Below are 15,124 nucleotides of genomic sequence, written 5' to 3'. Positions count from 1 at the left end.
GCAAAGCCCCATGAACAGTGGGGTCTCAGGGAGAATAGGAGACGTTGCGCGTATCGAAACATTTTGTCCCGACGCGCATGTCCGATGTCCGTTTTATTCGATGAAATTTATGTGTTTTTGCGTCGATTTCATCAGGACTTAGATTGAAATATCAGGCACGAATAATGCCCGAAACAGGAAACACAACGCACCTGCATCGTGGATAAAAATACGCAGGCGCGTTGAATTTGCCGCATTAAAAAATCTTGACTTCGGACGATTATCGTCTACGTGGTCCTACGTAGTAAGCCTGCGCAAGTGCAACCCAATACCGCACGCCGTCGCGAATAATGTCGTCGTTAAAGTCGTAGGCGGGATGATGCAAACCGACGCCGGTTTCGCCACGTGGCGCGTTGCCGATCAGCACATAAGCGCCCGGCTTTGCTTCGAGCATAAAACCGAAGTCCTCGGACGTCATGTTAGGCGGCACGTCGGCGTGCGTGGCGTGATCCCCGAACGTGTCGCGCATGACTTGCTCGCACAGCGCGGCTTCGCTCGCCGTATTGACTGTCGCCGGGTAGTACTGGAAGAACTCGGTCTCGATGGTCGCACCGTAGCCCGCTGCCAACCCGTCGCCAATGCGGCGAATATCGTCCTGCAACTGGTTCAGCACGGCTGACGATAGCGTGCGGATCGTGCCGCGCAGTTCCGCTGTATCGGGGATGACGTTGTCCGTGTCGCCCGCGTGCATCATGCACACCGAGACGACCGCCGGTGCGACGGGATCCTTGTGACGAGCGGCCAGCGTCTGGCATTGCAGCACCATCGAGCAGGCGAGCGGAATCGGATCGAGGCCCAGATGCGGCTGCGCGGCATGCGCGCCCTTCCCGCGTATCGTGATCCGGAAACGAACGCCCGCCGCCATGATCGGCCCGGTGCGCAGGCCGAACTCGCCCGCAGGCAGTGTCGGCCAGTTGTGCATGCCGAACACGGCTTGCGTCGGGAAGCGCTCGAACAGGCCATCGTCGATCATCTTCTGCGCGCCCGCGCCGCCCTCCTCGCCCGGCTGGAAGACGAAGTGCACCGAACCCGGCAATTGCGGCAACTGACGCAGCACGCGGGCCGCGCCGAGCAGCATCGTCGTGTGGCCGTCGTGGCCGCAGGCGTGCATCACGCCGTGATGACACGATGCGTGCGAGAACGTGTTCGCTTCCTGGATCGGCAGCGCATCCATGTCGGCGCGCAACACAATGCCTCGCGACGGGTCCGCACCCGGCAGGCTCGCCACCACACCAGTCCCCGCCATACCCCGGTCGACGGTGTAGCCGAGCGACTCGCGGCGCAAGGTGCGCAGGTCGGCGTCGCCCTCGGCGAGCAATACGTCCAGATCGCTCGGAGGCGTCATGTCAGAGATTCCTTGGTAGGTGTGGGGGATCCGGCGTTCGCCAGCGCGAGCAGCATGCCGACACAGGCGTCGGCCACTTCACGGCCCTTGTGGCGTAAATGCCCGTCGAAAAAGCCGTAGTGCTCGTCGTGCGAATGGAAGTGGTGCGGCGTGAGCGACATCGAGAACACCGGCACATCGGTGTCGAGCTGCACGCGCATCAGGCCATCGACCACGGCCTGCGCCACGAACTCGTGACGATAGATCCCACCGTTGACGACGAGTGCTGCACCGACGATGGCGTCGTACTGGCCGCTTTTGGCGAGACGTCTCGCGAACAACGGAATTTCGAACGCACCGGGCACATCGAAGTGATGGATACGGTCTGCGGGCACGCCCAGTTCGGTCATGCGCGTCTGGAAGGCGTCGCGCGCACCGTCGAGCAAGTCGGCATGCCAGCCAGCCTGCACGAACGCGATGCGATGAATATGGAGGGAAGTCGTCATAGCTAGTCTGTTGCACGAAAGCCCGCCGCCCCTTCCGAGGTGGCCACGGGCCTTCGTTACTTCTCTTGTGACTGGATTACGAAGCGTCTGCCGAGAGCTGTGCAGCCGCGGCCGTACGGCGCGTAAGCAGGGTGACGACCACCAGCGTCGCCACGTTGAACGCCAGCGCCACGATGCCGACGTTAAGGTCCTTGAGCGCGTCCGGCAGGAACGGGAAGAGGGCTGCGACCGACTTCTTCGTGAGCGACACCCACGCCACCGTCGCTTCACCGACGATGATGCTGGCGAACGCCGCCGGGCGGGTCACGAGGTTCTTGCCGATCAGGCTCGCCAGCAACACCGGGAACAACTGCGTGACGAGTGCGTAGGCCATGAGCAGCAGCGCCACAATGGTCTGACCGCCGCCCAGTGTGAACAGGACCGCCAGCGCCATGACCGCCGGGGCGAGCCACTTGGCGACGCGAGCGACATGCGCATCGCTCGACTGCGGACGCAGCGGGCGGTACACATTGTTCGCGAGCAGCGTGGCCGACGTCATCAGGATCATCGAACCCGGCACGAGTGCCGTCAGAATCCCGGCCGCACCGATCACGCCGACGAACCACGGATCGAACGTCGCGAGCGACACCTTGAACAACGCCAGATCGATGTCGCCACCGGTGAGCCCCGGCACCGCGAGCACCGCCGAGAAGCCGACGAAGAGGATGAACAGCAGCATGAGCTGATAGATCGGCAGCACGAAGGCGTTGCGGCGCAGCACCTCCTCACGCTTGGCCGTGTACGTCGCCATGAACATGTGCGGCCACATGTAGAAGCCCAGCGTCGACAGGATCACCGTGGAGACCATCCATACCGGGCTTTCACCCACGTTCTTGAGCGCCAGGAAGCCAGGCTTGGCCTTCTCGATGGCTGCAAACATGTCGCCCACGCCACCGTAGTAGTGATACGGCAGATAGAGACCCAGGAACACGGCGACAAACATGACGAGCGCGTCCTTGACGACCGACGTCCATGCCGAGCCGTGTACGCCGGACAGCGCCACATACACCGCCACCACGACCGCGCCGATCAGCACGCCCTGATTCGACGAGAGCGCCGAATACGACGACACGCTCACGATGATCCCGAGGCCCTTGAGTTGCAGCACGAGGTAAGGCACCAGCGCGGCGAAGCCGACGATGGCCACCAGCACACCGAGCACGGGACTGTTGTATTTCGACGCGAAAAAGTCCGGCTGCGAAATCAGGTTGCGCTCCTTCGCGTAGCGCCAAATCGGCGGCAGCAGGAAGTACGACAGGATGAACGGCAGACTGCCGTACCCCAGCAGGTAATACGCGCCCGCCCCGTGGCCGTACGCGTACCCGCTGCCGCCAAGGAACACGAACGTCGTGTAGATTTCGCCCGCCATCAGCAGAAAGACAATGGCCGCGCCGAAGCCGCGACCGCCGACAGCCCATTGCTCCAGACTCATGTCCTTGCCACGTCGCGCGCGGATGCCAAGGAACAGCGCCAGCACGATGGTCAGAAAGATGAAGATCAGTGCGCTATTCATGCTCAGACTCCTTCCTGGCCGCGGTCGGCCGCCTCGAATCGCGCCCGATCAGCGTAATAGATGATCGCCATCACAATCGACGTCAGCACGAGCGCCCCTGCCAGCCATGCCAGCAGAAACGGCATGCCGAGCACATACGGCGTGACGCGGTTGACGAAAAACGGACCTACCAGAACCGCCAATACTGGTAGGAGTGCTAAAAGATGTATGGACCGCATGAGCGTCTCCTGGTTTTTCCCGTTGCCTTGTCGGGCCGGTCAGGGCATCGCAGATTCAAAGTGTTCGAATGTGCGATAGCCGCCGTCCGGCACGTCGCGTATGCGGTGAAGCGTGTCTCGTACGTTCACCGCGACAGATCCGTCGTCGGGTTACGCCGTCTCCATCAGGTGCGAGATGCTCTTGACGTGCGTGTAGCACTCAAGCCCCTCGGTGCCCCCTTCCCTGCCGTAGCCGCTGTCCTTCACGCCACCGAACGGGGTCTCGGAGACTGCCGAGACTAGATGATTGATCGCGAGGTTGCCGACTTCGAGTTCGTCGCAGAGGCGGTAGGCATTCGCCGCAGAGCGGGTGAACGCATAACCTGCCAGCCCATAGGGCACGCTGTTGGCGCGACCGATAGCTTCGTCGAGGCTATCGACGGGCACGATCAGCGACAGCGGGCCGAACGGTTCTTCGAGCATTGCGCGCGCGTCAGGCGGCACGTCGGCCAGCGCGGTGAACGCAAACACATAGCCGGGTCCTTCGGCGCGAAGGCCGCCGCACAATACGCGCGCGCCGCGCGCCACGGCGTCGTCGACCAGCGAATGCAGCGCATCCAGACGTCGCCGATTCACCACCGGGCCGATATCGCTCGACGATTCGAGTGCATGCCCCGCGCGGATCGCCGCGCCGTGGCGCGCGAACGCTGCCGTGAAGGCGTCGTAGACTTTGCGATGGACGAACAAGCGCGTGGGGGCTACACACACCTGACCGGCGTTATTGAGCTTGCCCTTGACGCAGGCGAGCGCTGCCGCTTCCGGGTCGGCGTCGTCGCACACGATGACCGGTGCATGACCGCCCAGCTCCAGAATGGCGGGCTTCATATGCTTTGCGCTCAACCCGGCGAGGTGCTTGCCGACCGGCGTCGAACCTGTGAACGTGATGCCGCGCACCACGGGGCTTGCGATCAGATGCGCCGAAATCGTTGCGGGGTCACCGAACACGAGGTTGAATACACCATCGGGCAAACCTGCGTCCTGGAACGCCTCAGCCATCAGGACGGCACCGGCGGGCGTTTCTTCGGCCGCTTTGAGGATGATCGAGCACCCCGCCGCGAGCGCGCCGCCCACCTTGCGGGCGGGCGAACTCATCGGGAAGTTCCACGGCGTGAAGGCGGCGATTACGCCGAGCGGTTCACGCACCACGGTGTGACGCATGCCCGGCTCGGCGGGAATGACGCGGCCGTAAAGACGCTTGCCTTCGTTGGCGTCCCACGTCATCAGATCGCAGCCGCGCAACACTTCTGCGCGGGCCTGCGCCAGCGTCTTGCCCTGCTCCAGCGAAATAGCGAACGCAATGCTTTCGACGCGTTCCTTGAGCAACGCAATCGCACGCAGCATGATCTCGCTGCGCTGCGCAGGCGACGTGCGTCGCCAGACACGGAAACCACGCTCGGCTGCGGCCAGCGCGTCGTCGAGGTCGGTGAGCGTCGCCGTCGGCACCGTGCCGATGGTCGTGCCTTCCGAGGGATTCGTCACCGGCTGGCCGGGCGCGGCGCGCCACTGACCGCCGATCAGCATCTTGATATCGGGATAGGAATACATTTCAACGTCTCGGGTTACTTGCGGTACGAAAGAAAAGCGCTTCATGTGCTGTCGGGCTATCGCTTGCCACTGGCCATGCGCAGCGACGCCGGGTGCTGACGCAATCGCCACATCGCCACACAGCCGAGGGCGGGTCCGATGGCGAGTACCCCCATGCCGCCCTGCCAACCAAGGTGCACCACGATCACCGGCACCAGCCGGATGCTGGCGAGCGTGAGCAGGAACCCGGCGCACGTCTGTGCGGTGAGCAGCGTGCCGACCGACGTCGGGTCCGCCAGCTCCGCAACGGCCGCTGAAAACTGCGCCGAGTCTGCAATGACGGAGAAGCCCCACACGAATGCGACACCCACAACAAGTGCAAGCGGTGCCGCAGGCAGCCAGCCGATCACAGCGGCACACGTCGCGCTGAGCGCCATCGCCCCCATCGTGACGAGCGTTCTCCCCAGACGATCCGCAAGCATGCCGCCCGCCCACGCACCGGCCGCGCCGAACGCGATCACCGCAAACGTCAGCATCTCGGCCTTCTCGTGGAAATCCACCACGCCATGCAGTTGCAGCGTGTATTGCAGGAACAGGCCGAGCCACGCCCACATGGCATACAGCTCCCACATGTGGCCGAGATAGCCCAGGTTCGCCAGCCGCACCGCCGGGTCGCGCCACGCCTGCGTGACCTTCGTGAAGTCGACGCGCGCCGCCCGCTTGATGTTCGGGCCGATCTGCGCGAAACCGATGGCCGCGCCCGACGCCACAGCCAGCATGGCCGCCGCGAGATAGACCCAGCGCCAGTCGAGATCTTGCAAGCCGCCTACCAGATGCGGACTCGCAGAGCCCAGCGTGAGCGCCGCGACCAGCAAGCCGATCAGCAAACCGAGGTCGGCTTTCGCCCACGTGGCGACAAGGCGGATGCCGACCGGGTAGACACCGGCCATGCAAATGCCCGTGATCAGTCGGAGCAGAATCACCAACGGCCCTGTCGGCGGCAGCACGGCGAGCGCACCGGTCGAGAGCGCCGCCATCAGCGCCGACGCCGCGAAGATCCGGCGCAGGTCGTAGCGATCGGGCAGCGCGAGCGTGGCCGATACAACCGTGCCGATCACGAACCCGAGTTGCACCGCACCGGTGAGCATCGCCTCGTCCCCCGAGGCAATCGCCTGCGTGCGCTTGATCAGCGCGACGGCGGTTGTCGACGAAAACCAGACGCCCATCGCCGCCACTTGCGCCAGCAACACAATCGCCAGTGAAGCGAGCTTGCCGTCGGGTGCACTCTGGTCGCGCAGGGTGCGCAGGGTGGACGAAGACTTCATGGGCAGTGCGTCCTCAGGCGCAGACCGCTTGCGCGGCCATGCCGACGCGGTGGAAGCCGCGCGCGAAATAGATCAGGCCGTCGAGCGCCCCGGCCGAGCGCGCTGCCCTCACTTCACAGAAGAAGACCGTGTGCGTGCCGACTTCGGTGATCGACGAGACTTCGCAGTCAAGGACGCTCACCGCACCTTGCAGCGCCGGCGCACCGGTGTGCAGGGTGTCCCAGTCGCCGCTGGCGAAACGCGTTTCGATCGACAGATCCTTCGTCGCAAACTGCATGGCAATGTCGCGCTGGTCAGCCGACAGCACGTTCACGCACAGGCGTGCGTTCTCGCGCATCACGGCGTTGTTGCGGCTCGCCCGATTGATGCAGACGAGCAGCGTGGGCGGATCGTCGGTGACGGCACATACTGCAGACGCCGTGCATCCGGCCAGCCCGCCGGGGCCGTCGGTGGTGATGACGTTGACGGCAGCGCCCAGGCCAGCCATCGCTTCGCGGAAGATCGATTTGTCCACCGTGTTTTTGTCCATTTCCTTCACCTCGTTCAATACGTACCTGCGTACCTGCGTGCCAACGTGCATACGTGACAGTTCGCTTTCCCGGAAACGCTTACTTCCCGCCGGAGCGGTACTGCGCAGCGCTGTGCGTCTGCGGCAGACGGTCGTGGCCGAAGAGCTTCTTGCGGTACGTGCCGTCGCCGTACGAGGTCTTGTACGCGCCGCGCTCCTGCAGCAGCGGCACCACGAGATCGATCACGTCTTCGAAGCACTCCGGCACGACGGTGCGCGAGAGGTTGAAGCCGTCGATCCCTGTCGCCTCGCTCCACGCCATCATCTGGTCGGCAATGGTCTGCGCCGAGCCGATCCACGGCGTCTGGCGGCTGCCGAGCACCATCTGTTCGAGCAGCTTGCGGCGCGTCCATTGCGGACCTGCGGCGCGCGTCATGGCCGTGACGTTCGACACGATGGCCTGACTCTTGCCGGTATCGATCGGCTCGTCGATGTCGTACTTGGCGAAGTCGATGCCGAGCGACGCAGCCGCGTGCGCGAGCGCGCCTTCCGAGCTGACATAACGACGGTATTCCTCGAACTTCTCTTTTGCCTCGGCGTCGGTGCGGCCGACGATAGGCGTCGCGCCCATGAAGACCTTGACGTCGCTCGCTTCGCGGCCGTACTTCACAGCCTCCTCGCGGATCGTGTTGACGATCTCCTTCACGCCGTCCATCTTCTGACCGTTCACGAAGACGCACTCGGCGTGGGTGGCCGCGAACCGGCAACCGCGCGGCGACGAACCGGCCTGATACAGCACCGGCGTACGTTGCGGCGACGGAGCGCTCAGGTGCATCGCGTCGACCTTGTATTGCTTGCCGTGGTGATGGATCACGCGCACCTTCGATGGATCGGCGTAGACGCCACCGGCGCGGTCGGCCAGTACGGCGTCGTCGTCCCAACTGCCTTCCCACAGCTTGTAGACGAGCGACATGTACTCGTCTGCCAGGTCGTAGCGGTCGTCGTGCGCGATCTGCCCTTCGATGCCGATGGCGCGCGCGGCGCTATCGAGATAGCCCGTCACGATGTTCCAGCCGATGCGCCCACCCGTCAGGTGATCAAGTGTCGACATGCGGCGCGCAAAAAGGAACGGTTGCTCGTAGGTCAGGTTGGCCGTGACACCGAAGCCGAGGTGCTGCGTGGCGGCGGCCATGGCCGGAATCAACATGAGCGGATCGTTGACCGGCACTTGCACGGCGTTGCGCAGCGCAGCGTCGGCGTTGCCGCCATAGACGTCGTACACGCCGACCACATCCGCGAAGAACATCCCGTCGAAGAGGCCCTTCTCCAGCTTCTTCGCGTAGTCGACCCAGTATTGCAACTCGCTGTAGCGCGTGGATTGATCACGGGGATGCGTCCACAGACCTTGCTGGATATGACCCACGCAGTTCATCTCGAAGGCGTTCAGTCGAATTTCACGGGGCATGTTGACTCCTTGTCTGCAACAAATTAGGGGCGGGACCAATGCGGTTCGATCCGTTGTTGCCGTTTACTATAGTAGACGTTTGACTACGATCAAAAATGTTTCGGATGGGGGTAAACGCTTAATTTCCGGGCCGTGATAGAGGTGACTTGTATAATTTCGCAACCCCAAACCCCTGGAATCTCTGCATGACTCCCCCGATGGTGGACCCGACGCCCGCGATTTCGCATCGCATCCGTATCGAGCGCGAATCCCGCGGCTGGTCGTTAGGCGATCTGGCCGAACGCTCCGGTGTCTCGAAGGCGATGATCAGCAAGATCGAACGTGGCGCAGCCAGCCCGACGGCCGCACTGCTCGGCCGTCTCTCGGGCGCATTCGGTCTGCAACTGTCGATGCTGCTTTCGCTCGCCGAACAATCCGGAGAGCGATTGAGCCGCGAAGCCGAGCAACTGGTCTGGCAGGACCCGGAGACGGGCTATCTGCGCCGCGCCGTGTCACCGCGCAATGGCGGCATGCTGGAGTTGCTGGAAGTGACGCTGCCGCCGGGCGTGAACGTGTCGTATCCGTCGTCGGCCTTCACGTTTCAGCATCAGCAGATCTGGGTGCGCAAGGGAACGCTTACGTTCGAAGAAGGCGAGTTGACCTACGAACTCAAGGAAGGCGACTGCCTTCAGCTCGGACCGCCCGCACCGTGCACTTTCCTCAACGCAGGCAAGCAGCCTTGCGTCTACGTTGTGGCGCTGGTGCGTCGTTAATCGCGCGTCGCTTTTACCGAACAAGGAATATTCATGCGCACTATCGGCCTGATCGGCGGCATGAGCTGGCAATCCAGCGTGGAGTACTACCGCATCGTCAACGAGGCCGCGCAGGCGAAACTCGGCCCGCTGCGCTCAGCGCAGACACTGATGTTCAGCGTGGATTTCGGCCCGATCGAGCGCGCTCAGCATGAGGGACGCTGGGATGACGCCGGGGTAATGTTGCGCGAGGCGGCGAAGCGTCGCGCGCCGTCTACCTGGACGCGATGCAACGGCTCGCCGCACGCGGCGCACAAGCCATCATCCTCGGCTGCACCGAGATTTCACTGCTCGTGAAGCCGGAACACACCGACCTGCTGCTGTTCGACACGACCGAACTGCACGCGATGGCAGCGGTCGACTTCGCACTCGACGGCGTCGCCTGAAACTGCATCGAAACGGGAGAGCGCCGAATCGATGTCGACGCCCTCCCGCACCTCCCCTCATACCGTCACATGCGCGCGGCTACGTTGCGAACGAAGCCACAGGAACTGCACAATCGAGCCGAGCACAAAGATGCCCAGCCACGTGCCGAGCGCGCCGCGCACGAGCGGCGACTCCGGACCGCTCGCGAGCGGATGGCCCGCAGGCAATCGCGTCAGCGTCTCGTTGATCCCCGGCACCAGCAGCAAGAAGAAGCTGAACCCGAAAGCGAACTGGGACAGGTACGGGCGCACACGTCCCAGAAAATCGATCTTCGGGATGAGCAAACCGCCCAGCGTGGCGAGCAACGCCAGAATGCCCAGCGCATGGCCGACATTGAATCCTCCGGTGCTCGACAGCCCGAACGACGTGAGCACCGAAATCAACATCCCGATCAGATAGAGTCGGCCGGACCGACTGCCCGGACCGATCTTTCGATAGCGGACGAAGCTGGCGATACCCGCCGCGAACGTCACGACACTGATGGCGGTGTGAAACGCGCCCAACGTGGAAATAGGATGAGGCATGGAGAGAACTCCTTCGACCGACTAGTTGGTTGGTTAGATACTTCAAAAAGTGGGCGCGAATGCGCGCCCCTGCCCTTATCTACCGGCTCGTCCGAACGACGCTCAGTCGGTCGACGTCACTTCTTCAAACTCACTTCTTCGAACTCAGGCGACTGATCGCCACTTGTGCGATCGCCTGAAACGCATCGGCGTTGCCCACATTAGCCAACGCCCGCGCCGTCAACATCGCGCCGTGCACCGTGGACATGAACGCCTGCGCCTCGACCAGCGCGCTGCCATTCAATCGAAACTGCCCTTTCGCCACACCAGCCTCCAGCACCGATGCGAGCCATGCCGTCAGATCGTCGAAATAGCGACGCACCTCGTCGGCGATGTCCGCCGGGATCATCGGCAGTTCCGCCGCCAGCATGGCGCAGATGCACATAGGCATCGAGCCGTCGCGAATGCACTCCGCCCAGTAATTCGCGTAGGCGGTGAGACGCGCCGTCGGATCGGTCACGTGCTGGTCGAGCGCCGCCAGTCCGTCGCGCGCCTGGTCGCGATGCCGCTTGACCACCGTCAGCACCAAATCCGCTTTGCTCGGGAAGTGATGATGAATGCTGGCCTTGCCGATGTTCACCCGCTCGGACAAATCGGCGTAGCTGAACCCGTGATAGCCGCCCGCCGCCAGCAGTTGCTTCGTGTGCTCTGCGATTTCGGTCGCTCGGGGAGACAGCTCGACGCTCATAGTCCTTGACTCAAATAGACGAAATGTCGCGTGAAGGCAAGGAACACAAGGTGGTGTTCATCGGCCATGGTCTCACGCCGGATACCCGCGCCATGCTGATCGACGGCACGATGGACGCCGTCATCACCCAAAGCCCGCAGAGCGCCATCATGAACTGCGTGCGCATCTTCGCGAACCTGCGCGAAAAGCGCGATCTGTCCGCCGGCGTGGAAGCCAGCCGCAGTCAGGTGATCTTTCGGGAAAACTTGCCCTAGACGGGGCGAGGTTTTTGCCTTTCCATATCCGTCATCTGAGCGAGCACGAGGACGGGGTCGATGCGATCGTCTGCTGCGTAGACATGAATGCTCGCACCCGGTGTTGTAACCACTATCCACGTAGCGCGGAACGCGACTGGAGAATGGCGTTAGCGAATTCCACAAAACCCGCGCCCCCCGGGCCACGCGTGATCCATCGCGGCGGAACCGGCAATTGCGGCAGGTACTCCGTCACCGTGCTCACGCCCGCCGTGTGTTTGAAAAACGCGAACATGGGTGCGTCGTTGGTGGAGTCGCCGGAATAGGCGACTAGTTCGCAAGCGGCTTCGGCATCGATGCCATAGGTGTCGGCGAGCACTCGCAACGACATCGTCAACTTGTCGTAGCCGCCGACCCAGCCGAGCACCCACAGGTTGTTTATGGTCGCGTCTGCCCCCGCCTGCTTCAGTGCCTCGACGATACGGGCATCGATATCCGTCCCTGTGCGGCGATAAGCGAGGCTCGTTAGCCGAAACACCTGATCGTCGGCCTGTTGCGCCTGTGGCACTGCGGTTTCGACGGCCTTTGCAATGGACTTCAGTCGTTCGCGCACCTGTTCGACGTTATCGGGCGAATGCCAGAAACGCCGCTCGACCTCGTGCCCGTCCGACTTTCGCCGCAAGAACAAACCACCGTTTTCGGCAATGACACCGTCGACGGGCCACATGCGCGCCATCTGGTCGCACCACCCGGCTGGGGCCGCAGTAACTGGCACTACGCGAATGCCGCCCGCTTCCAACTGCGCCAGCGCGGTGTACGTTTCGGCAGGCAGGCGGCCTCGATAGGTCAACGTCTCGTCCATGTCCGTCAGCACGAATCGGACGGTCGAAAATTGATCTGCGGCGGCCAGGGAGAGGGGTTGCATGGTGAGCGGTTGGTCATGGAAGGCAGCAAATTATGCAGGACTCTCCGACAACCGCTTTGGCGAATTATGGAAATGCTTATCGCTGATCGTGGTTAGCGAGCCAATGGCTGCCTTTTGCGGCTGTCTCTTGCTGTGTTCGGGAAACACTGCGCCCCCGCCGTAGACGGCGCCCATGCCGACAACGGTTACGCACTTCGGACCGTCAGCGACCGCGCCAGGGGACGAGACGCTTTTCCAGCGCTCGCATGCCCAGGTCGAAGCACCATGCGATAACGCCAATGAGTACGATGCCCATGACCACCACGTCCGTGCGCAGAAAGCTCGACCCATTGAGCACCATCTGCCCGAGGCCTGCAGTGGCGGCTACCATTTCGGCGGCGACCAGCGTGGTCCACCCGAACCCGACTGCGATCCGTAAGCCCGTCAGAATCTCGGGCAGCGCCGCAGGCAGAATGACGTGGCGAACCACTTGCAGATAACGCCCTCCGAGCGAGTACGCCGCGTGGATTTGCTCGATGGTTGCGCTACGCGCGCCCGCCCGGGCCGCCATCGCTATCGGCGCAAAGCAGGCAAGATAGATGACGATGATCTTCGCGGCCTCGTCGATGCCGAACCAAATGACGACCAGCGGAAGATAAGCCAGCGGCGGGAGCGGCCGATAGAACTCAAGTACCGGATCGAGTATCCCGCGTGCAACGCGGCTGACCCCCATGAGAATCCCCGCCGGGACAGCCGTCACCGCAGCGAGGGCAAAGGCACCGAAGACGCGCAATGCGCTCCACGCAAGATGCTCCGACAACGGTCGGCCGCCTTGAATACGGCCGTGGATCGCATCGAGAAAAGCGTTCCATACGGCTTCCGGCGTCGGCAGAAACAGGGGCGGCAACCACCGCAGATGGGTCGATATCCACCATAGCGCACCCATCGACAGCACCGCGAGGAAACTGAGCCGCGCTGTTGGCCCCTCACCCGGCATGCGCCATGCGCGGGTGCGTTTCGTCTTGCCGACGTCGGGCGTTTGCGACGCCGACGCCGCCCGTGGGGCCTCGACCGCAGAAATTTCGGATGACATGGGACTCAAACCGTCAATGCATGGGAAGGCGACTCGCGCAGTCGATGGACGAGCCGCTCGCGCCATTCGATGAAGTCGGGCGACGACTTGACGGCGCGGGCATCGCGAGACTCGAGAAACTGCCGCGAAAACGGCAGTTCGTGACTCTCAGCGATCCGTCCGGGGCTGGGCGTCATGACAATGACGCGCGTCCCGAGAAAAAGCGCCTCCTCCACGCTGTGCGTGATGAAGAAAATGGTCTTGTGGGTGCGCTCCCAGATGTCCAGCACGAGTTCCTGCATCGACTCTCTCGTCATCGCATCCAGCGCCCCCATCGGCTCGTCCATCAGGAGCACACGCGGATCGTTGGCCAGCGCGCGCGCGATCCCGACCCGCTGCTGCATGCCCCCGGATAGCGAGTACACCCGCGACTCGGCGAAACGTTCGAGGCCGACCAATGCCAACGTGCGCCGAGCGGTTGCCTGCCGTTGCGCCTTCGATATCCCCTGGAATCGCAGCCCGAGTGCGACGTTGTCGAGCACATTCAGCCACGGCAACAACGCGTATCGCTGAAAAACCACGCCCCGCTCGGCACCGGGGCCCGTCACCGGCACCCCGTCCAGGCTTACGTCGCCCTCGGTCGCCGACAGGAAGCCGGCGATGCAATTGAGCAACGTCGTCTTCCCGCACCCCGAAGCCCCCAGAGCGACGACAAACTCCCCCGTGTCGATATGCAGGTTCACGTTCTCGAGCGCTATGTTGGGCGCAGTCCCGCGCGCGCCCTCATAGGCGACATGCAACCGCCGAATGTCCAGTCCACGCATTGGCTGACGCTCACGGTTTAGGGTCACGGATTACGCCCACTCAACGCGCCGCAGCGCGCTGGGCGAACTGCGGATCGACGCCCACGGAGTAGTCCGGCAGCACGGCCTGAATCGTGCCCTGCTCTTTCAGAAAGGCCGCCGTGGCGGCGAGAGACTTGGCGGCACCCGCTTGCTTGCCGCCCCCGAGCCATACGTTGGAGGCCTGTTGAGCGGCGCTCGGGAATGCGTAAAGCGCCAGACTCGCCGGGACATCCGCCACGTTCGCACCCGACTCCTTGGCCACCGCTGCGACCTGCGGCGAACCGACAGTCCACGTCTGCGGGTGGTCCCGATAGCTCGCATCGGTTGCCGCAAGCACCTTCACGAAACGATCGAGGAATTCCTTGTTGGCGTTGGCAAATTTGCGGTCTGCCACGAATCCGTCGAACGTGGCCTTGCCGGTGGCCTTCGCAACTTCGCCGGAAGTGACCAGGACTTTGCCGTTCTTTTTGGCTTTCGCCAGCACAGGGTCCCACACGTAAGTGGCATCGATATCGCCGCGCTCCCATGCGGCCGCGATCTCGGGCGGTCTCAGATTGACGATCTTGACGTCGGACGGGTTGACCCCGGCAGACTGCAATGCCACCAGCGTGTGAAAGTGTGAAGTCGAGACGAAAGTGACGCCGACCTTCTTGCCGGTCAGTTGTTTGACGGATGTCACACCGGACCCGTCCCGGGCGACCAGCGCTTCGGCGTCGTTGATATTGTCCAGAATCCAGAACAGCGACAGGTCCACCCCCTGCGACAATCCTGCGGCGATCGGACTCGAACCCGCCTCTCCGAGCTGCACCGAACCGGAAGCCAATGCGCGAATCACGTCGGCGCCGCTGCCGAGCTTGCGATAGGTCACCTTGTAGCCGGTGGCGCGTTCCACCTCACCCGTGGCCTGTGCGTAGCGCCAGGGCACGACCATGTCCTGATACGCGATGACGACTTCCTTCGCCTGTGCTTGCGCGCACGGCGTGTACGCCATTGAAAATGCCAATGCGCTGAATGCACTCAGGATGGCCAGCGGGCGGAGCAATCGGTTCATTGAATTCCCTCATTCTTGTCGTTGGATGCAGCGATCCACTATAGAGGGACG

At 63.2% G+C, this 15,124-nt stretch carries 15 protein-coding genes and 2 pseudogenes; 3 read left to right on the top strand and 14 right to left on the bottom strand.

The window, feature by feature from the left end:
• Nucleotides 1–259 precede the first annotated feature (259 nt).
• The 8 genes from MB84_RS06850 to MB84_RS06815 form a co-directional block, all read right to left on the bottom strand.
• Nucleotides 260–1,384, bottom strand: a complete 1,125-nt coding sequence (locus MB84_RS06850) for a M20 aminoacylase family protein (RefSeq protein WP_084009640.1) — start codon at nucleotides 1,382–1,384, stop codon at nucleotides 260–262.
• Nucleotides 1,381–1,869: a 6,7-dimethyl-8-ribityllumazine synthase gene (locus tag MB84_RS06845; RefSeq protein ID WP_046291230.1), complete on the bottom strand. Its 489-nt coding sequence runs from the start codon at nucleotides 1,867–1,869 to the stop codon at nucleotides 1,381–1,383. The genes MB84_RS06850 and MB84_RS06845 overlap by 4 nt, the downstream gene beginning before the upstream one ends.
• Before the next feature lie 76 nt (nucleotides 1,870–1,945).
• Nucleotides 1,946–3,421, bottom strand: a complete 1,476-nt coding sequence (locus MB84_RS06840) for a sodium:solute symporter family protein (protein ID WP_046291229.1) — start codon at nucleotides 3,419–3,421, stop codon at nucleotides 1,946–1,948.
• Nucleotides 3,422–3,423: 2 nt separating this feature from the next.
• Nucleotides 3,424–3,639, bottom strand: coding sequence for a DUF3311 domain-containing protein (locus tag MB84_RS06835; protein WP_046291228.1), 216 nt, complete (start codon nucleotides 3,637–3,639; stop codon nucleotides 3,424–3,426).
• A gap of 150 nt (nucleotides 3,640–3,789) precedes the next feature.
• On the bottom strand, nucleotides 3,790–5,223 hold the full coding sequence (locus tag MB84_RS06830) for an NAD-dependent succinate-semialdehyde dehydrogenase (protein ID WP_046291227.1): 1,434 nt from the start codon (nucleotides 5,221–5,223) through the stop codon (nucleotides 3,790–3,792).
• 56 nt (nucleotides 5,224–5,279) lie between these two features.
• Entirely contained in the window at nucleotides 5,280–6,527 is a 1,248-nt protein-coding gene (locus MB84_RS06825) for an MFS transporter (RefSeq protein WP_046291226.1), read from the bottom strand.
• Between the two features lie 13 nt (nucleotides 6,528–6,540).
• Nucleotides 6,541–7,056: a flavin reductase gene (locus MB84_RS06820; protein ID WP_046293504.1), complete on the bottom strand. Its 516-nt coding sequence runs from the start codon at nucleotides 7,054–7,056 to the stop codon at nucleotides 6,541–6,543.
• Between the two features lie 79 nt (nucleotides 7,057–7,135).
• Nucleotides 7,136–8,500, bottom strand: a complete 1,365-nt coding sequence (locus MB84_RS06815; protein ID WP_046291225.1) for an LLM class flavin-dependent oxidoreductase — start codon at nucleotides 8,498–8,500, stop codon at nucleotides 7,136–7,138.
• Between the two features lie 185 nt (nucleotides 8,501–8,685).
• Here MB84_RS06815 and MB84_RS06810 point away from each other — a divergent pair, with 185 nt between their 5' ends.
• Entirely contained in the window at nucleotides 8,686–9,252 is a 567-nt protein-coding gene (locus MB84_RS06810) for a helix-turn-helix domain-containing protein (RefSeq protein ID WP_046291224.1), read from the top strand.
• A 33-nt stretch (nucleotides 9,253–9,285) separates the two neighbouring features.
• Nucleotides 9,286–9,677, top strand: a pseudogene (locus MB84_RS06805) (aspartate/glutamate racemase family protein).
• Between the two features lie 57 nt (nucleotides 9,678–9,734).
• Here the strand turns inward: MB84_RS06805 and MB84_RS06800 are convergent.
• Both MB84_RS06800 and MB84_RS06795 read right to left on the bottom strand, forming a co-directional pair.
• The gene (locus MB84_RS06800; RefSeq protein ID WP_046291223.1) at nucleotides 9,735–10,241 is read right to left on the bottom strand and encodes a hypothetical protein; all 507 of its coding nucleotides are present in this window, start codon (nucleotides 10,239–10,241) and stop codon (nucleotides 9,735–9,737) included.
• 130 nt (nucleotides 10,242–10,371) lie between these two features.
• Nucleotides 10,372–10,968: a TetR/AcrR family transcriptional regulator gene (locus MB84_RS06795; RefSeq protein ID WP_046291222.1), complete on the bottom strand. Its 597-nt coding sequence runs from the start codon at nucleotides 10,966–10,968 to the stop codon at nucleotides 10,372–10,374.
• A gap of 35 nt (nucleotides 10,969–11,003) precedes the next feature.
• Between MB84_RS06795 and MB84_RS06790 the strand changes: the two are divergent.
• Nucleotides 11,004–11,222: pseudogene (locus MB84_RS06790) on the top strand (LacI family transcriptional regulator); the annotation flags it as partial.
• Nucleotides 11,223–11,334: 112 nt separating this feature from the next.
• On the opposite strand, the gene MB84_RS06785 reads toward MB84_RS06790, so the two are convergent.
• The 4 genes from MB84_RS06785 to tauA form a co-directional block, all read right to left on the bottom strand.
• Nucleotides 11,335–12,126: an HAD-IIB family hydrolase gene (locus MB84_RS06785; RefSeq protein WP_046291220.1), complete on the bottom strand. Its 792-nt coding sequence runs from the start codon at nucleotides 12,124–12,126 to the stop codon at nucleotides 11,335–11,337.
• A 202-nt stretch (nucleotides 12,127–12,328) separates the two neighbouring features.
• Nucleotides 12,329–13,198: an ABC transporter permease subunit gene (locus tag MB84_RS06780; RefSeq protein WP_046291219.1), complete on the bottom strand. Its 870-nt coding sequence runs from the start codon at nucleotides 13,196–13,198 to the stop codon at nucleotides 12,329–12,331.
• Nucleotides 13,199–13,203: 5 nt separating this feature from the next.
• The gene (locus MB84_RS06775) at nucleotides 13,204–14,001 is read right to left on the bottom strand and encodes a taurine ABC transporter ATP-binding protein (RefSeq protein ID WP_046291218.1); all 798 of its coding nucleotides are present in this window, start codon (nucleotides 13,999–14,001) and stop codon (nucleotides 13,204–13,206) included.
• A 40-nt stretch (nucleotides 14,002–14,041) separates the two neighbouring features.
• On the bottom strand, nucleotides 14,042–15,073 hold the full coding sequence (tauA, locus tag MB84_RS06770; RefSeq protein ID WP_046291217.1) for a taurine ABC transporter substrate-binding protein: 1,032 nt from the start codon (nucleotides 15,071–15,073) through the stop codon (nucleotides 14,042–14,044).
• Nucleotides 15,074–15,124: the final 51 nt, after the last annotated feature.

It is taken from the genome of Pandoraea oxalativorans (genome assembly GCF_000972785.3).
Lineage (GTDB): Bacteria > Pseudomonadota > Gammaproteobacteria > Burkholderiales > Burkholderiaceae > Pandoraea > Pandoraea oxalativorans.
Note: the sequence above shows the minus strand (reverse complement) of the source record. Positions and strands in the feature narration are given on the sequence as shown.

Bases quoted from the DNA above. Each gene is read 5' to 3' on its own strand.
- MB84_RS06850 (WP_084009640.1), bottom strand. From the start codon at position 1,384: ATGACGCCTCCGAGCGATCTGGACGTATTGCTCGCCGAGGGCGACGCC.
- MB84_RS06845 (WP_046291230.1), bottom strand. From the start codon at position 1,869: ATGACGACTTCCCTCCATATTCATCGCATCGCGTTCGTGCAGGCTGGC.
- MB84_RS06840 (WP_046291229.1), bottom strand. From the start codon at position 3,421: ATGAATAGCGCACTGATCTTCATCTTTCTGACCATCGTGCTGGCGCTG.
- MB84_RS06835 (WP_046291228.1), bottom strand. From the start codon at position 3,639: ATGCGGTCCATACATCTTTTAGCACTCCTACCAGTATTGGCGGTTCTG.
- MB84_RS06830 (WP_046291227.1), bottom strand. From the start codon at position 5,223: ATGTATTCCTATCCCGATATCAAGATGCTGATCGGCGGTCAGTGGCGC.
- MB84_RS06825 (WP_046291226.1), bottom strand. From the start codon at position 6,527: ATGAAGTCTTCGTCCACCCTGCGCACCCTGCGCGACCAGAGTGCACCC.
- MB84_RS06820 (WP_046293504.1), bottom strand. From the start codon at position 7,056: ATGGACAAAAACACGGTGGACAAATCGATCTTCCGCGAAGCGATGGCT.
- MB84_RS06815 (WP_046291225.1), bottom strand. From the start codon at position 8,500: ATGCCCCGTGAAATTCGACTGAACGCCTTCGAGATGAACTGCGTGGGT.
- MB84_RS06810 (WP_046291224.1), top strand. From the start codon at position 8,686: ATGACTCCCCCGATGGTGGACCCGACGCCCGCGATTTCGCATCGCATC.
- MB84_RS06800 (WP_046291223.1), bottom strand. From the start codon at position 10,241: ATGCCTCATCCTATTTCCACGTTGGGCGCGTTTCACACCGCCATCAGT.
- MB84_RS06795 (WP_046291222.1), bottom strand. From the start codon at position 10,968: ATGAGCGTCGAGCTGTCTCCCCGAGCGACCGAAATCGCAGAGCACACG.
- MB84_RS06785 (WP_046291220.1), bottom strand. From the start codon at position 12,126: ATGCAACCCCTCTCCCTGGCCGCCGCAGATCAATTTTCGACCGTCCGA.
- MB84_RS06780 (WP_046291219.1), bottom strand. From the start codon at position 13,198: ATGTCATCCGAAATTTCTGCGGTCGAGGCCCCACGGGCGGCGTCGGCG.
- MB84_RS06775 (WP_046291218.1), bottom strand. From the start codon at position 14,001: ATGCGTGGACTGGACATTCGGCGGTTGCATGTCGCCTATGAGGGCGCG.
- tauA (WP_046291217.1), bottom strand. From the start codon at position 15,073: ATGAACCGATTGCTCCGCCCGCTGGCCATCCTGAGTGCATTCAGCGCA.